This is a genomic window from Escherichia sp. E2748, from assembly GCF_005781125.1.
Taxonomy (GTDB): domain Bacteria; phylum Pseudomonadota; class Gammaproteobacteria; order Enterobacterales; family Enterobacteriaceae; genus Escherichia.
Genome location: NZ_VATP01000016.1, coordinates 95,838 through 112,580, shown reverse-complemented (window position 1 = coordinate 112,580; position 16,743 = coordinate 95,838). Strand labels below are relative to the sequence as shown.

General features: G+C 50.4%; 15 protein-coding genes. 14 read left to right on the top strand and 1 reads right to left on the bottom strand.

Features of this window, described 5'->3' with window-relative positions; all coding sequences use genetic code 11:
- Positions 1-26 precede the first annotated feature (26 nt).
- The 14 genes from FEK42_RS14200 to FEK42_RS14130 all read left to right on the top strand — a co-directional run bounded on the left by FEK42_RS14200 (position 27) and on the right by FEK42_RS14130 (position 15,905).
- On the top strand, positions 27-719 hold the full coding sequence (locus tag FEK42_RS14200) for a DUF421 domain-containing protein (protein WP_130205321.1): 693 nt from the start codon (positions 27-29) through the stop codon (positions 717-719).
- A gap of 198 nt (positions 720-917) precedes the next feature.
- The gene (gene serC / locus FEK42_RS14195) at positions 918-2,006 is read left to right on the top strand and encodes a 3-phosphoserine/phosphohydroxythreonine transaminase (RefSeq protein ID WP_135492123.1); all 1,089 of its coding nucleotides are present in this window, start codon (positions 918-920) and stop codon (positions 2,004-2,006) included.
- A 70-nt stretch (positions 2,007-2,076) separates the two neighbouring features.
- A complete protein-coding gene (gene aroA / locus FEK42_RS14190; RefSeq protein ID WP_135409787.1) occupies positions 2,077-3,360 on the top strand; it encodes a 3-phosphoshikimate 1-carboxyvinyltransferase in 1,284 nt (427 codons plus the stop codon).
- 164 nt (positions 3,361-3,524) lie between these two features.
- On the top strand, positions 3,525-4,289 hold the full coding sequence (ycaL, locus tag FEK42_RS14180; protein ID WP_130205325.1) for a metallopeptidase YcaL: 765 nt from the start codon (positions 3,525-3,527) through the stop codon (positions 4,287-4,289).
- Positions 4,290-4,461: 172 nt separating this feature from the next.
- Complete coding sequence (cmk, locus tag FEK42_RS14175) at positions 4,462-5,145, top strand: (d)CMP kinase (protein ID WP_000125014.1); 684 nt, start codon at positions 4,462-4,464, stop codon at positions 5,143-5,145.
- Positions 5,146-5,255: 110 nt separating this feature from the next.
- Positions 5,256-6,929, top strand: a complete 1,674-nt coding sequence (gene rpsA, locus FEK42_RS14170; RefSeq protein WP_000140327.1) for a 30S ribosomal protein S1 — start codon at positions 5,256-5,258, stop codon at positions 6,927-6,929.
- 159 nt (positions 6,930-7,088) lie between these two features.
- Complete coding sequence (gene ihfB, locus FEK42_RS14165; protein ID WP_000167336.1) at positions 7,089-7,373, top strand: integration host factor subunit beta; 285 nt, start codon at positions 7,089-7,091, stop codon at positions 7,371-7,373.
- A 205-nt stretch (positions 7,374-7,578) separates the two neighbouring features.
- A complete protein-coding gene (locus tag FEK42_RS14160; protein ID WP_138211868.1) occupies positions 7,579-9,843 on the top strand; it encodes a ComEC family protein in 2,265 nt (754 codons plus the stop codon).
- Positions 9,844-9,879: 36 nt separating this feature from the next.
- Complete coding sequence (gene msbA, locus FEK42_RS14155) at positions 9,880-11,628, top strand: lipid A ABC transporter ATP-binding protein/permease MsbA (protein ID WP_130205329.1); 1,749 nt, start codon at positions 9,880-9,882, stop codon at positions 11,626-11,628.
- Positions 11,625-12,611, top strand: a complete 987-nt coding sequence (gene lpxK, locus FEK42_RS14150) for a tetraacyldisaccharide 4'-kinase (RefSeq protein WP_135492125.1) — start codon at positions 11,625-11,627, stop codon at positions 12,609-12,611. The genes msbA and lpxK overlap by 4 nt, the downstream gene beginning before the upstream one ends.
- A gap of 36 nt (positions 12,612-12,647) precedes the next feature.
- A complete protein-coding gene (gene ycaQ, locus FEK42_RS14145) occupies positions 12,648-13,880 on the top strand; it encodes a crosslink repair DNA glycosylase YcaQ (protein WP_130260777.1) in 1,233 nt (410 codons plus the stop codon).
- A gap of 51 nt (positions 13,881-13,931) precedes the next feature.
- On the top strand, positions 13,932-14,114 hold the full coding sequence (gene ycaR / locus FEK42_RS14140) for a protein YcaR (RefSeq protein WP_000350058.1): 183 nt from the start codon (positions 13,932-13,934) through the stop codon (positions 14,112-14,114).
- Complete coding sequence (gene kdsB / locus FEK42_RS14135; RefSeq protein WP_064528339.1) at positions 14,111-14,857, top strand: 3-deoxy-manno-octulosonate cytidylyltransferase; 747 nt, start codon at positions 14,111-14,113, stop codon at positions 14,855-14,857. The genes ycaR and kdsB overlap by 4 nt, the downstream gene beginning before the upstream one ends.
- A gap of 154 nt (positions 14,858-15,011) precedes the next feature.
- On the top strand, positions 15,012-15,905 hold the full coding sequence (locus FEK42_RS14130) for a YcbJ family phosphotransferase (RefSeq protein ID WP_138211867.1): 894 nt from the start codon (positions 15,012-15,014) through the stop codon (positions 15,903-15,905).
- Here the strand turns inward: FEK42_RS14130 and elyC are convergent, their stop codons facing one another.
- Complete coding sequence (elyC, locus tag FEK42_RS14125) at positions 15,906-16,661, bottom strand: envelope biogenesis factor ElyC (RefSeq protein WP_135492129.1); 756 nt, start codon at positions 16,659-16,661, stop codon at positions 15,906-15,908. It abuts the gene before it with no gap.
- Between the last annotated feature and the right edge of the window lie 82 nt (positions 16,662-16,743).

Here is a 16,743-nt window from a genome sequence, read left to right as displayed (position 1 = left end):
GGATAAACTACGATAAGAGCATAAAAATGAAGGCGTTCGATCTCCACCGTATGGCATTCGATAAAGTGCCTTTTGATTTTCTTGGCGAAGTTGCACTACGTAGTCTCTATACCTTTGTGTTGGTCTTTTTGTTCCTCAAAATGACAGGAAGACGCGGCGTGCGGCAAATGTCGCTATTTGAAGTATTAATCATTCTGACGCTGGGGTCGGCGGCGGGGGATGTGGCGTTTTATGACGATGTGCCGATGGTCCCGGTGCTTATTGTCTTTATTACCCTGGCGTTGTTATACCGCCTGGTGATGTGGTTGATGGCGCACAGTGAAAAACTGGAAGATTTGCTGGAAGGTAAACCGGTTGTCATTATTGAAGATGGTGAGCTGGCCTGGTCGAAACTCAATAACTCCAACATGACGGAATTTGAGTTCTTTATGGAACTACGGTTGCGTGGCGTGGAACAACTGGGGCAGGTACGTTTGGCTATTCTCGAAACCAACGGGCAAATTAGCGTCTATTTCTTTGAAAATGACAAAGTAAAACCAGGCTTACTTATTTTACCCAGTGACTGTACTCAGCGTTACAAAGTGGTGCCGGAGTCGGCGGACTATGCATGCATCCGTTGCAGTGAAATCATTCATATGAACGCGGGGGAAAAACAATTATGTCCGCGCTGTGCAAATCCAGAATGGACGAAGGCAAGTCGGGCAAAACGGGTGACCTGACAGTAAAAACATCGGCTTTTTGCTAATAATCCGAGAGATTCTTTTGTGTGATGCAAGCCACATTTTTGCCCTCAACGGTTTTACTCATTGCGATGTGTGTCACTGAATGATAAAACCGATAGCCACAGGAATAATGTATTACCTGTGGTCGCAATCGATTGACCGCGGGTTAATAGCAACGCAACGTGGTGAGGGGAAATGGCTCAAATCTTCAATTTTAGTTCTGGTCCGGCAATGCTACCGGCAGAGGTGCTTAAACAGGCTCAACAGGAACTGCGCGACTGGAACGGTCTTGGTACGTCGGTGATGGAAGTGAGTCACCGTGGCAAAGAGTTCATTCAGGTTGCAGAGGAAGCCGAGAAGGATTTTCGTGATCTTCTTAATATCCCCTCCAACTACAAAGTATTGTTCTGCCACGGCGGCGGTCGCGGTCAGTTTGCTGCTGTACCGCTGAATATTCTTGGTGATAAAACCACCGCAGATTATGTTGATGCAGGTTACTGGGCGGCAAGTGCCATTAAAGAAGCGAAAAAATACTGCACGCCTAATGTCTTTGACGCCAAAGTGACTGTTGATGGTCTGCGCGCGGTTAAGCCAATGCGTGAATGGCAGCTCTCTGATAATGCTGCTTATATGCATTACTGCCCGAATGAAACCATTGATGGTATCGCCATCGACGAAACGCCAGACTTCGGCAAAGATGTGGTGGTCGCTGCCGACTTCTCTTCAACCATTCTTTCCCGTCCGATTGATGTCAGCCGTTATGGCGTAATTTACGCTGGTGCGCAGAAAAATATCGGCCCGGCTGGCCTGACAATCGTCATCGTTCGTGAAGATTTGCTGGGCAAAGCGAATATCGCTTGTCCGTCGATTCTGGATTATTCCATCCTCAACGATAACGACTCCATGTTTAACACGCCGCCAACGTTTGCCTGGTATCTGTCTGGTCTGGTCTTCAAATGGCTGAAAGCGACCGGCGGTGTGGTTGCAATGGATAAGATCAATCAGCAAAAAGCAGAACTGCTGTATGGGGTGATTGATAACAGCGATTTCTACCGCAATGATGTGGCGAAAGCTAACCGTTCGCGGATGAACGTGCCGTTCCAGTTGGCGGATAGCGCGCTTGATAAATTGTTCCTCGAAGAGTCTTTCGCTGCGGGCTTACATGCGCTGAAAGGTCACCGTGTGGTCGGCGGAATGCGTGCTTCTATTTATAACGCCATGCCGCTGGAAGGCGTTAAAGCACTGACAGACTTCATGGTTGAGTTCGAACGTCGTCACGGCTAATGCCGACATTTTGCGTAATCCCCACAGCCAGACTGTGGGGTTTTTATTTCTGTTGTAGAGAGTTGAGTTCATGGAATCCCTGACGTTGCACCCCATCGCCCGTGTCGATGGCACTATTAATCTGCCCGGTTCCAAGAGCGTTTCTAACCGCGCTTTATTGCTGGCGGCATTAGCACACGGCAAAACAGTATTAACTAATCTGCTTGATAGCGATGACGTGCGCCATATGCTGAATGCATTAACGGCGTTAGGGGTAAGTTACACGCTTTCAGCCGATCGTACGCGTTGCGAAATCATCGGTAACGGCGGTCCATTACACGCAGAAAGTGCCCTGGAGTTGTTTCTTGGAAACGCCGGAACGGCTATGCGTCCGCTGGCGGCGGCACTTTGTCTGGGAAACAATGATATTGTCCTGACTGGTGAGCCGCGTATGAAAGAACGCCCGATTGGTCATCTGGTGGATGCGTTGCGCCAGGGCGGAGCGAAAATCACTTACCTGGAACAAGATAATTATCCACCGTTGCGTTTACAGGGCGGTTTTACTGGCGGCAACGTTGACGTTGATGGCTCCGTTTCCAGCCAGTTCCTCACCGCACTGTTAATGACTGCGCCTCTTGCGCCGAAAGATACAGTTATTCGTATTAAAGGTGATCTGGTTTCTAAACCTTATATCGATATCACGCTCAACCTGATGAAAACGTTTGGTGTTGAGATTGAAAATCAGCACTATCAACAATTTGTCGTAAAAGGGGGGCAGTCTTATCAGTCTCCGGGTACTTATTTGGTCGAAGGAGATGCATCTTCAGCTTCTTACTTCCTGGCAGCAGCAGCAATCAAAGGCGGCACGGTAAAAGTGACCGGCATTGGACGCAACAGTATGCAGGGCGATATTCGATTTGCTGATGTACTGGAAAAAATGGGGGCGACCATTAGCTGGGGCGATGATTATATTGCCTGCACGCGTGGCGAACTGAACGCCATCGATATGGATATGAACCATATTCCCGATGCGGCGATGACCATTGCCACCGCGGCGTTATTTGCAAAAGGCACCACCACGCTGCGCAATATCTATAACTGGCGTGTTAAAGAGACTGATCGCCTGTTTGCGATGGCAACAGAACTGCGTAAAGTCGGTGCGGAAGTAGAAGAGGGGCACGATTTCATTCGCATCACTCCACCGGAAAAACTGAACTTTGCCGAGATCGCGACATACAATGATCACCGGATGGCGATGTGTTTCTCGCTGGTGGCATTGTCAGATACGCCAGTGACGATTCTTGACCCCAAATGTACGGCTAAAACCTTCCCGGATTACTTCGAACAACTGGCGCGGATAAGCCAACCAGCTTGAATAACGGGCGATAAATAGACAAATATTTCTTTCTAAAAGCGTCGGCACACTGCCGGCGTTTTTTTTCGGACCTTGTGAGTCATTTTGAACAGTGGTAACGTCGATTATCAATGTAAGTTATTGATACATAATATTTATATATGATTAATCAACGGATGATTCACATGAAGAATACTAAATTACTGCTGGCGATTGCGACTTCTGCAGCACTACTGACAGGGTGTCAAAATACGCACGGTATTGATACCAATATGGCTATCAGCTCCGGTTTAAATGCCTATAAAGCTGCAACGTTAAGCGACGCCGATGCAAAAGCCATTGCCAATCAGGGCTGTACCGAAATGGACAGCGGCAATCAAGTTGCAAGCAAATCCAGCAAGTACGGTAAACGTCTGGCAAAAATCGCCAAAGCATTGGGTAACAACATTAACGGTACGCCGGTCAACTATAAGGTTTATATGACCAGCGACGTTAACGCATGGGCGATGGCAAACGGCTGTGTCCGTGTCTACAGTGGCCTGATGGACATGATGAACGACAACGAAATTGAAGGCGTTCTGGGTCATGAACTGGGACACGTTGCATTGGGTCACTCACTGGCTGAAATGAAAGCCTCTTATGCGATCGTTGCCGCACGTGATGCAATTTCCGCCACCAGCGGTGTTGCTTCCCAGCTTTCTCGCTCGCAACTGGGCGATATCGCAGAAGGCGCTATCAATGCTAAGTACTCCCGCGATAAAGAGTCTGAAGCAGATGATTTCTCCTTTGATCTGCTGAAGAAACGTGGCATTAACACCCAGGGACTGGTCGGTAGCTTTGAAAAACTGGCCAGCCTGGATGGCGGTCGTACTCAGTCTATGTTTGACTCTCATCCACCATCAGCAGAGCGTGCACAGCACATCCGCGATCGTATCGCCTCCGGTAAGTAAATCATTGTCATCTTTCGGGCTGGTCTTTCGCCAGCCCGCTATAATTGCGCAATAAATCCCCATCTGAATACAGACAAAACTGGTTTTTGCACACAACGTTAACGATTTGTGGCGCCGACGCGTATAATGCGCGCGGTTATGTTAACGGTACGCCTGTTTTAAGGAGATAAAGATGACGGCAATTGCCCCGGTTATTACCATTGATGGCCCAAGCGGTGCAGGGAAAGGCACCTTGTGTAAGGCTATGGCGGAAGCGTTGCAATGGCATCTGCTGGACTCGGGTGCAATTTATCGCGTACTGGCACTGGCGGCATTACATCACCATGTTGATGTTGCGTCGGAAGATGCGCTGGTGCCGCTGGCATCCCATCTGGATGTACGTTTTGTGTCGACCAATGGCAATCTGGAAGTGATCCTCGAAGGGGAAGATGTCAGCGGCGAAATTCGTACTCAGGAAGTGGCGAATGCTGCTTCACAAGTCGCTGCATTCCCACGCGTTCGTGAAGCATTATTGCGTCGCCAACGTGCATTCCGGGAGTTACCCGGTTTGATCGCCGATGGTCGCGATATGGGGACAGTGGTATTCCCTGATGCGCCAGTAAAAATTTTCCTTGACGCCTCCTCGGAAGAACGTGCGCATCGCCGCATGCTACAGTTGCAGGAGAAGGGCTTTAGTGTTAACTTTGAGCGCCTTTTGGCCGAGATCAAAGAACGCGACGACCGCGATCGTAATCGCGCGGTAGCGCCCTTGGTTCCGGCAGCCGATGCTTTAGTTTTGGATTCCACCACCTTAAGCATTGAGCAAGTGATTGAAAAAGCGTTACACTACGCGCGCCAAAAATTGGCTCTCGCATAAGCGACCGAATTTGCAGTACCCCCGTTGCAATGGAATGACAGCGGGTATGTTAAACAACCCCATCCGGCACGGAGCCAGGTGGACGTTAAATATAAACCTGAAGATTAAACATGACTGAATCTTTTGCTCAACTCTTTGAAGAGTCCTTAAAAGAAATCGAAACCCGCCCGGGTTCTATCGTTCGTGGCGTTGTTGTTGCTATCGACAAAGATGTAGTACTGGTTGACGCTGGTCTGAAATCTGAGTCTGCCATCCCGGCTGAGCAGTTCAAAAACGCCCAGGGCGAACTGGAAATCCAGGTAGGTGACGAAGTTGACGTTGCTCTGGACGCAGTAGAAGACGGCTTCGGTGAAACTCTGCTGTCCCGTGAGAAAGCTAAACGTCACGAAGCCTGGATCACGCTGGAAAAAGCTTACGAAGATGCTGAAACTGTTACCGGTGTTATCAACGGCAAAGTTAAGGGCGGCTTCACTGTTGAGCTGAACGGTATTCGTGCGTTCCTGCCAGGTTCTCTGGTAGACGTTCGTCCGGTGCGTGACACTCTGCACCTGGAAGGCAAAGAGCTTGAATTCAAAGTAATCAAGCTGGATCAGAAGCGCAACAACGTTGTTGTTTCTCGTCGTGCCGTTATCGAATCCGAAAACAGCGCAGAGCGCGATCAGCTGCTGGAAAACCTGCAGGAAGGCATGGAAGTTAAAGGTATCGTTAAGAACCTCACTGACTACGGTGCATTCGTTGATCTGGGCGGCGTTGACGGCCTGCTGCACATCACTGACATGGCTTGGAAACGCGTTAAGCATCCGAGCGAAATCGTCAACGTGGGCGACGAAATCACTGTTAAAGTGCTGAAGTTCGACCGCGAACGTACCCGTGTATCCCTGGGCCTGAAACAGCTGGGCGAAGATCCGTGGGTAGCTATCGCTAAACGTTATCCGGAAGGTACCAAACTGACTGGTCGCGTGACCAACCTGACCGACTACGGCTGCTTCGTTGAAATCGAAGAAGGCGTTGAAGGCCTGGTACACGTTTCCGAAATGGATTGGACCAACAAAAACATCCACCCGTCCAAAGTTGTTAACGTTGGCGATGTAGTGGAAGTTATGGTTCTGGATATCGACGAAGAACGTCGTCGTATCTCCCTGGGTCTGAAACAGTGCAAAGCTAACCCGTGGCAGCAGTTCGCGGAAACCCACAACAAGGGCGACCGTGTTGAAGGTAAAATCAAGTCTATCACTGACTTTGGTATCTTCATCGGCCTGGACGGCGGCATCGACGGCCTGGTTCACCTGTCTGACATCTCCTGGAACGTTGCAGGCGAAGAAGCAGTTCGTGAATACAAAAAAGGCGACGAAATCGCTGCAGTTGTTCTGCAGGTTGACGCAGAACGTGAACGTATCTCCCTGGGCGTTAAACAGCTCGCAGAAGATCCGTTCAACAACTGGGTTGCTCTGAACAAGAAAGGCGCTATCGTAACCGGTAAAGTAACTGCAGTTGACGCTAAAGGCGCAACCGTAGAACTGGCTGACGGCGTTGAAGGTTACCTGCGTGCTTCTGAAGCATCCCGTGACCGCGTTGAAGACGCTACCCTGGTTCTGAGCGTTGGCGACGAAGTTGAAGCTAAATTCACTGGCGTTGATCGTAAAAACCGCGCAATCAGCCTGTCTGTTCGTGCGAAAGACGAAGCTGACGAGAAAGATGCAATCGCAACTGTTAACAAACAGGAAGATGCAAACTTCTCCAACAACGCAATGGCTGAAGCTTTCAAAGCAGCTAAAGGCGAGTAATTCTCTGACTCTTCGGGATTTTTATTCCGAAGTTTGCTGAGTTTACTTGACAGATTGCAGGTTTCGTCCTGTAATCAAGCACTAAGGGCGGCTACGGCCGCCCTTAATCAATGCAGCAACAGCAGCCGTTAAATTTGCCTTTAAGGAACCGGAGGAATCATGACCAAGTCAGAATTGATAGAAAGACTTGCCACCCAGCAATCGCACATTCCCGCCAAGACGGTTGAAGATGCAGTAAAAGAGATGCTGGAGCATATGGCCTCGACTCTTGCGCAGGGCGAGCGTATTGAAATCCGCGGTTTCGGCAGTTTCTCTTTGCACTACCGCGCACCGCGTACCGGACGTAATCCGAAGACTGGCGATAAAGTAGAGCTGGAAGGAAAATACGTTCCTCACTTTAAACCAGGTAAAGAACTGCGCGATCGCGCCAATATTTACGGTTAAGTTTTAGTAAAACTTGAACGCGGAAAAAGCACCTGTCGGGTGCTTTTTTCATTTCTGCAATATGGTTCTGGAAGCTGTCTCGCAGAGTTGTGTACAGTTTTCATCATCCTGCTAAATTCTTCTGAACGAGCCTCGGGCAACGCAAAACTTCCGCCAGACAACCACTCAACAAAGTTGCACACTTTCCAAAAACAGGGAGGAGTGCATGAAAATAACGACAGTTAGCCTGTGCATAATTTGCGGGATTTTTCCGCTGCTGATTTTGCCGCAGTTGCCTGGGACATTAACTCTTGCGAGTCTGACTGTATTCGTCTGCGTACTGGCATTTATTCCTGTTAAAGTCGTCCGTTATTTCACGCTGACATTGCTGTTTTTTCTTTGGGGCGTGTTGGCGGCGAAGCAAATTCTGTGGGCAGGAGAAAACTTAACTGGCGCGACGCAGGATGCAGTCGTCGAGATTACCGCCACTGACGGCATGACCACGCATTACGGGAAAATTACTCATCTACAAGGGCAGCGGTTATTCCCCGCGCCAGGCATCGCGCTATATGGCGAATATTTGCCACAATCGGTATGCGCCGGGCAACGATGGTCGATGAAACTCAAAGTGCGTGCTGTTCATGGTCAACTTAATGATGGCGGCTTTGATAGCCAGCGTTATGCCATTGCCCAGCATCAGCCACTTACCGGACGTTTTCTGCAAGCAAGCGTCATTGAACCAGGTTGTAGCCTACGTGCGCAATATCTGGCATCCCTGCAAACGACGCTGCAGCCGTATTCATGGCAGACGGTGATGCTCGGCTTAGGAATGGGTGAACGGTTATCGGTATCTAAAGAAATTAAAAATATAATGCGCGATACCGGTACGGCACATTTAATGGCGATATCGGGTTTACACATCGCTTTTGCAGCGTTACTGGCTGCGGGGCTAATTCGTGGCGGGCAAATTTTCCTCCCCGGGCGTTGGATTTACTGGCAGATGCCATTAATCGGTGGAGTTTGCTGCGCTGCTTTTTATGCCTGGCTTACCGGTATGCAGCCGCCTGCATTGCGTACCGTGGTGGCGCTTGTGACCTGGGGAGCGCTTAAATTGAGCGGCCGACAATGGAGTGGTTGGGATATGTGGATATGCTGCCTGGCAGCAATTCTGCTGATGGATCCTGTCGCTATCCTCTCGCAAAGTTTGTGGCTCTCTGCCGCAGCGGTGGCAGCGCTGATATTTTGGTATCAGTGGTTTCCCTGCCCAGTCTGGCCATTGCCGCCTGTATTGCAATCTATTGTTTCACTTATCCATCTGCAACTTGGTATAACACTCCTGCTAATGCCGGTGCAAATAGTCATGTTTCATGGCGTTAGTCTGACTTCATTTATGGCAAATTTGTTCGCTATTCCCTTAGTGACATTTATTTCGGTTCCGTTGATCCTCGCCGCGATGGTTGTGCATTTAATCGGGCCATTAATCCTGGAACAAGGGTTATGGTTTCTTGCCGATCGGTCCTTAGCTTTACTTTTTTGGGGGTTAAAGAGTTTGCCTGAAGGGTGGATAAGCATTGCTGAACGTTGGCAATGGCTATCATTTTCGCCCTGGTTATTACTGGTGATATGGCGACTAAACGCATGGCAAACGTTGCCTGCGGTGTGTATGGCTGGAGGAATTATAATGTGTTGGCCACTGTGGCAAAAACCACGGTCTGATGAGTGGCAGGTTTATATGCTTGATGTCGGGCAAGGGCTGGCAATGGTGATCGCTCGAAACGGTAAAGCGGTTCTCTATGATACAGGGCTCGCCTGGCCGGAGGGGGACAGTGGGCAACAACTGATTATTCCCTGGCTCCGCTGGCATGACCTTGAACCGGTAGGCGTTATTCTTAGTCATGAACATCTTGATCATCGGGGTGGACTGGACTCGATATTACATGCCTGGCCGACGTTATGGGTCAGAAGCCCCTTAAACTGGGTGCATCATCAGCCCTGCGTGCGTGGCGAAGCGTGGCAGTGGCAAGGATTGCAGTTTAGCGTGCACTGGCCTTTGCAAGGGAGTAACGAAAAGGGAAATAACCATTCCTGTGTGATTAAGGTTGATGATGGAACACATAGCATTCTTTTGACTGGCGATATTGAAGCCCCCGCTGAACAAAAAATGCTAAGTCATTACTGGCAACAGGTTCAGGCAACTTTGATTCAGGTACCCCATCACGGTAGTAATACCTCGTCATCAGTGTCATTGATTCAGCGGGTAAATGGAAAAATGGCACTGGCATCGGCATCGCGCTATAACGCATGGCGATTGCCCTCCAGTAAAGTTAAACTTCGCTATCAACTACAAGGATATCAATGGGTTGACACCCCGCATCAGGGGCAAATAACGGTCAATTTTTCAGCGCAAGGTTGGCGGGTCAGCAGCATAAGGGAGCAAATTTTACCTCGTTGGTATCATCAGTGGTTTGGCGTGCCAGTGGATAACGGGTAGAATATGCGGCTATTTCAACAAATGCTGGTTTTTTGAATGCATAACGACAAAGATCTCTCTACGTGGCAGACATTCCGCCGACTGTGGCCAACCATTGCGCCTTTTAAAGCGGGTCTGATCGTGGCGGGCATAGCGTTAATTCTCAACGCAGCCAGCGATACCTTCATGTTATCGCTCCTTAAGCCGCTTCTCGATGATGGCTTTGGTAAAACAGATCGCTCCGTGCTGATGTGGATGCCGCTGGTGGTTATCGGCCTGATGATTTTACGTGGTATCACCAGTTATATCTCCAGCTACTGTATCTCCTGGGTATCAGGAAAAGTGGTTATGACCATGCGCCGACGTCTGTTCGGCCACATGATGGGAATGCCAGTGTCATTTTTTGACAAACAATCAACCGGGACACTGCTTTCACGTATTACTTACGATTCTGAACAGGTTGCTTCGTCATCTTCCGGCGCGCTGATTACGGTGGTGCGTGAAGGTGCTTCCATTATCGGTCTGTTCGCCATGATGTTCTATTACAGCTGGCAGCTGTCGATCATTTTGATTGTGTTGGCGCCGATTGTCTCGATTGCGATTCGTATCGTATCGAAGCGTTTTCGCAGCATCAGTAAAAACATGCAGAACACCATGGGGCAGGTGACCACCAGTGCTGAGCAGATGCTGAAAGGCCACAAAGAAGTATTGATTTTTGGCGGCCAGGAAGTAGAAACAAAGCGTTTTGATAAGGTCAGCAACAAGATGCGTTTGCAGGGGATGAAGATGGTTTCTGCTTCTTCCATCTCTGACCCGATCATTCAGCTGATCGCCTCTCTGGCGCTGGCATTTGTTCTCTACGCTGCGAGCTTCCCAAGCGTGATGGATAGCCTGACTGCCGGTACGATTACTGTCGTCTTCTCTTCGATGATTGCACTGATGCGTCCGTTGAAATCGCTGACCAACGTTAACGCCCAGTTCCAACGTGGGATGGCGGCATGTCAGACGCTGTTTACCATTCTGGATAGTGAACAGGAGAAAGACGAAGGTAAACGCGAGATTGAGCGTGCTACTGGTGACGTTGAATTCCGCAATGTCACTTTTACCTATCCGGGGCGTGAAGTCCCTGCGCTGCGTAATATCAACCTGAAGATCCCGGCAGGGAAAACAGTGGCTTTGGTAGGGCGTTCTGGGTCGGGTAAATCGACCATTGCCAGCCTGATCACCCGTTTTTATGATATCGATGAAGGCGAGATCCTGATGGATGGTCACGATCTGCGCGAGTATACCCTGGCGTCTTTACGTAACCAGGTTGCTCTGGTGTCGCAGAATGTCCATCTGTTTAATGACACGGTTGCCAACAACATTGCTTACGCCCGTACTGAACAGTACAGCCGTGAGCAGATTGAAGAAGCGGCACGCATGGCCTATGCCATGGACTTTATCAATAAGATGGATAACGGTCTTGATACGGTGATTGGTGAAAACGGCGTGTTGCTTTCTGGCGGCCAGCGCCAGCGTATTGCCATTGCCCGTGCCTTGCTGCGTGATAGCCCAATTCTGATTCTGGATGAAGCCACTTCGGCGCTGGACACCGAATCCGAACGCGCGATTCAGGCGGCGCTGGACGAGTTGCAGAAAAACCGTACCTCACTGGTGATTGCCCACCGCTTGTCTACCATTGAAAAGGCAGACGAAATTGTGGTCGTCGAGGACGGGATCATTGTGGAACGCGGTACGCATAACGATTTGCTTGAGCACCGTGGAGTCTACGCGCAACTTCATAAAATGCAGTTTGGCCAATGATCGAAAAAATCTGGTCTGGTGAATCCCCTTTGTGGCGGTTATTGCTGCCACTCTCCTGGTTGTATGGCCTGGTGAGTGGCGCTATCCGTCTTTGCTATAAACTAAAACTGAAGCGCGCCTGGCGTGCCCCCGTACCGGTTGTCGTGGTTGGTAATCTCACCGCAGGCGGCAACGGAAAAACTCCGATGGTTGTCTGGCTGGTGGAACAACTACAAAAGCGCGGTATTCGTGTTGGCGTAGTGTCACGGGGCTATGGCGGTAAAGCTGAGTCGTATCCGCTGTTATTGTCGGCAGATACCACCACCGCACAGGCGGGCGATGAACCGGTGCTGATTTATCAGCGTACGGGTGCACCTGTTGCAGTTTCTCCTGTCCGTTCAGATGCGGTAAAAGCCATTTTGGCGCAATATCCCGATGTGCAGATTATCGTGACTGATGACGGTTTACAGCATTATCGTCTGGCGCGTGATGTGGAAATCGTCGTCATCGATGGCGTGCGTCGCTTTGGCAATGGCTGGTGGTTGCCGGCCGGGCCAATGCGCGAGCGCGCGGGGCGCTTAAAATCGGTTGATGCGGTAATCGTCAATGGCGGCGTACCGCGTCACGGTGAAATCCCGATGAACTTAATACCGGGTCAGGCAGTGAATTTACTTACCGGCGCGCGTTGTGACGTTACACAACTTAAACATGTGGTGGCGATGGCAGGTATTGGTCACCCGCCGCGATTTTTTGCCACACTAAAGATGTGCGGTATACAACCGGAAAAATGTGTGCCGCTGGCAGATCATCAATCTTTGAATCATGCGGATGTCAGCGCACTATTAAGCGCCGGGCAAACACTGGTCATGACTGAAAAAGATGCGGTGAAATGTCGGGCTTTTGCAGAAGAAAACTGGTGGTATTTACCCGTTGGCGCACAGCTTATGGGCGATGAACCAGAGAAACTGCTCGCACAACTTTCCTCGCTGGCTTCTGGCAACTAATTCAGCCGCGGCAGCGTTTAATTGACGGAGCAATGAATGACGCTGCCTTATCTCTCCCTCACCGATGCACGAAATCTTCATCTCACCGCGCAAGGGCTGTTAAACAAGCCCCGTCGTCGCGCGTCGCCGGAAGATATTCTGGCTACCATTTCTCGTATGTCCTTGTTGCAAATCGATACCATCAATATTGTTGCCCGTAGTCCATATCTGGTGCTTTTCAGTCGTCTGGGAAATTATCCTGCGCAGTGGCTGGATGAGTCTCTGGCGTGTGGTGAATTAATGGAATACTGGGCGCATGAAGCCTGCTTTATGCCGCGTAGCGATTTTCGTCTTATTCGCCACCGCATGCTGGCACCTGAAAAAATGGGCTGGAAATACAAAGATGCCTGGATGCAGGAACATGCGGCGGAAATTGCACAGTTAATTCAGCATATTCATGATAAGGGGCCGGTACGTTCAGCCGATTTTGAGCATCCTCGTAAAGGAGCAAGCGGCTGGTGGGAGTGGAAGCCGCATAAACGGCATCTGGAAGGGCTCTTTACCGCCGGAAAGGTGATGGTGATTGAACGGCGCAACTTCCAGCGCGTTTATGATTTAACCCACCGTGTCATGCCTGACTGGGATGATGAGCGCGATCTCGTTTCGCAAACAGAAGCAGAAATCATCATGCTGGATAACAGTGCGCGCAGCCTGGGAATATTTCGCGAACAGTGGCTGGCGGATTACTACCGGCTGAAACGTCCGGCGCTGGCGGCGTGGCGCGAAGCGAGGGCTGAACAGCAGCAAATCATTGCTGTGCATGTTGAAAAATTGGGTAATCTTTGGCTGCATGCTGATTTGCTGCCGCTACTCGAACGTGCGCTCGCCGGAAAGCTCACTGCAACGCACAGCGCGGTACTTTCGCCTTTTGATCCTGTTGTCTGGGATCGTAAACGGGCAGAGCAACTTTTTGATTTTAGCTACCGGCTGGAGTGCTACACGCCAGCGCCCAAACGCCAGTATGGTTATTTCGTTCTACCGTTATTGCATCGTGGGCAATTAGTTGGGCGAATGGATTCTAAGATGCATCGCCAGACTGGCATCTTTGAAGTGCTCTCTCTCTGGCTACAGGATGGGGTAAAACCAACAGTGACCCTTCAAAAAGGGCTGCGTCAGGCGATTACGGATTTTGCTCACTGGCAGCAGGCAACGCGAGTAACAATAGGGCGCTGCCCGCACGGTTTCTTTACCGATTACCGCACTGGCTGGGAAATAGACCCCGACGCATAAATGATTATGATAAGATTTATGCATTCATAACCCGATCCATCTGGAGGAACTATGGATCATCGTCTGCTTGAAATCATTGCCTGCCCGGTTTGCAACGGCAAACTTTGGTATAACCAGGAAAAACAAGAACTTATTTGCAAACTGGACAACCTGGCTTTTCCGCTGCGCGATGGCATTCCAGTGCTGCTGGAAACGGAAGCCCGCGTGCTGACTGCTGATGAGAGTAAATCATGAGTTTTGTGGTCATTATTCCCGCGCGCTACGCTTCCACGCGTCTGCCAGGTAAGCCGCTGGTTGATATTAACGGCAAACCCATGATTGTTCATGTACTCGAACGCGCGCGCGAATCAGGTGCCGAGCGCATCATCGTCGCAACCGATCATGAGGATGTCGCCCGCGCTGTTGAAGCTGCTGGCGGTGAAGTATGCATGACGCGTGCTGATCACCAGTCAGGTACTGAACGTCTGGCGGAAGTTGTCGAAAAATGCGCGTTCAGCGACGACACGGTGATTGTGAATGTGCAGGGTGATGAACCGATGATCCCCGCGACAATCATTCGTCAGGTTGCCGATAACCTTGCCCAGCGTCAGGTTGGAATGGCGACCTTGGCTGTGCCTATCCACAGTGCGGAAGAAGCCTTTAACCCGAATGCGGTTAAAGTTGTTCTCGACGCCGAAGGTTATGCGCTCTACTTCTCGCGTGCCACTATTCCGTGGGATCGTGACCGTTTTGCGAAAGGTCTGGAAACCGTAGGAGATAACTTTCTGCGCCATCTCGGCATTTATGGCTATCGTGCAGGTTTTATCCGCCGCTATGTTAACTGGCAGCCAAGCCCGTTAGAACATATCGAAATGTTAGAACAGCTTCGTGTGCTGTGGTATGGAGAAAAAATCCATGTTGCTGTCGCCCAGGAGGTTCCTGGCACCGGTGTAGATACTCCCGAAGATCTTGAGCGTGTTCGCGCTGAAATGGCTTAATTTTTCCCCACGACACTCCATCTCAATTTTGGGAGGAGTGTCGTAGCGTTACGATTCTCTTCATTTTTTCCCTTCAACAATTGATCTCATTCAGGTGACATCTTTTACATTGGCGCTCATTATGAAAGCAGTAGCTTTTATGAGGGTAATCTGAATGGAACAGCTGCGTGCCGAACTAAGCCATTTACTGGGCGAAAGATTGAGTCGTATAGAGTGCGTGAATGAAAAAGCAGACACAACTCTGTGGGCGTTGTATGACAGCCAGGGAAACCCGATGCCGCTCATGGCGCGAAGTTTTTCTACCCCGGGGCAGGCCAGACAGCTGGCATGGAAAACCACCATGCTGGCTCGGAGCGGGACTGTTCGCATGCCGACTATCTATGGCGTGATGACGCATGAAGAACATCCCGGTCCCGATGTCTTGTTGCTGGAGCGGATGCGCGGTGTTTCTGTGGAAGCCCCCGCAAGAACGCCAGAGCGCTGGGAACATCTGAAAGATCAAATTGTTGAAGCATTGTTGGCCTGGCACCGTCAGGACAGCCGCGGATGTGTTGGCGCGGTTGACAATACTCAGGAAAATTTCTGGCCTTCCTGGTATCGTCAGCACGTTGAAATGCTGTGGGCGACGCTCAATCAGTTCAGTAACACAGGTTTAACCATGCAGGATAAGCGGATTCTGTTTCGCACTCGTGAATGTCTGCCGGTGTTGTTTGAAGGTTTTAACGATAATTGTGTGCTGATTCACGGCAATTTCTGTTTGCGTAGCATGCTGAAAGATTCCCGTAGCGATCAGCTCCAGGCGATGGTCGGACCGGGGTTAATGCTCTGGGCACCGCGTGAGTATGAATTATTCCGGTTGATGGATAACACCCTGGCGGAAGATTTGCTCTGGAGTTACCTTCAACGCGCGCCAGTGGCGGAGTCTTTCATCTGGCGGCGTTGGCTGTATGTGTTATGGGATGAAGTTGCGCAACTGGTCAATACCGGGCGGTTTAACCGTAGCAACTTTGATCTGGCGACTAAATCACTCCTGCCGTGGCTCGCCTGACTAACCTTTCAGCCACTGCCAGATGCGGCCAAGCGTTTCATAGCCAACGCGGTCGCTATGCACCAACCAGAGCGGCGAGGGGATTGCTCGTTCCCACGGATTAAGCGGCGAGTCGATTGCCAACTGGTTCGCCGGGGCTGGCAGCGGATTTAGCCCTTCCTGCTGAAAAAAGATCATCGCGCGTGGCAAATGAGACGCAGATGTCACCAGCAGGAAAGGGGCATCGCCAATCGCCTGTTTCACTGCGGCAGCTTCTTCTTCGGTATCTTTTGGTAAATCCAGTGTGATAATTTGCTCGCGTGGGACACCCAGCGATTGCGCCACTCTGGCACCTACTTCCGCTGTACTCACCGTATTGGTTTTTGCTACGCCTCCCGTGAAGATCAGCTTTGATCCCGGATTTTCGCGCCATAAGCGAATACCTTCATTCAGGCGCGGCAAACTGTTATTGATTAAATTAGAGCTCGGTGCCCACTGCGGGTTCCAGGTATAACCACCTCCGAGCACCACGATATAGTCCACTTTTTGCGAATTATTCCATGTCGGATAGGTGCTTTCGATGGGACGCAGCAGGCGGTCGGCTACCGGTTGCAAACTCAATAACAAGAGCGCCAGCCACCCAATGCTAATAAAAATCTTCCCGGTTTTTTGAAAACGGCTAAACCACAGCAGCGCCAGGCCAGCACCAATAATCAACAACATCAGCGGAAGTGGCAGCAGCATGCCGCCAATCACTTTTTTCAGCGTAAAAAGCATCCTTTCTGGTTCCTTTTTTGACCATATAGCAAGGGATCGCCAGCGATATTACACCAGACGGGTTCATTCTCGCCGTGGCTGT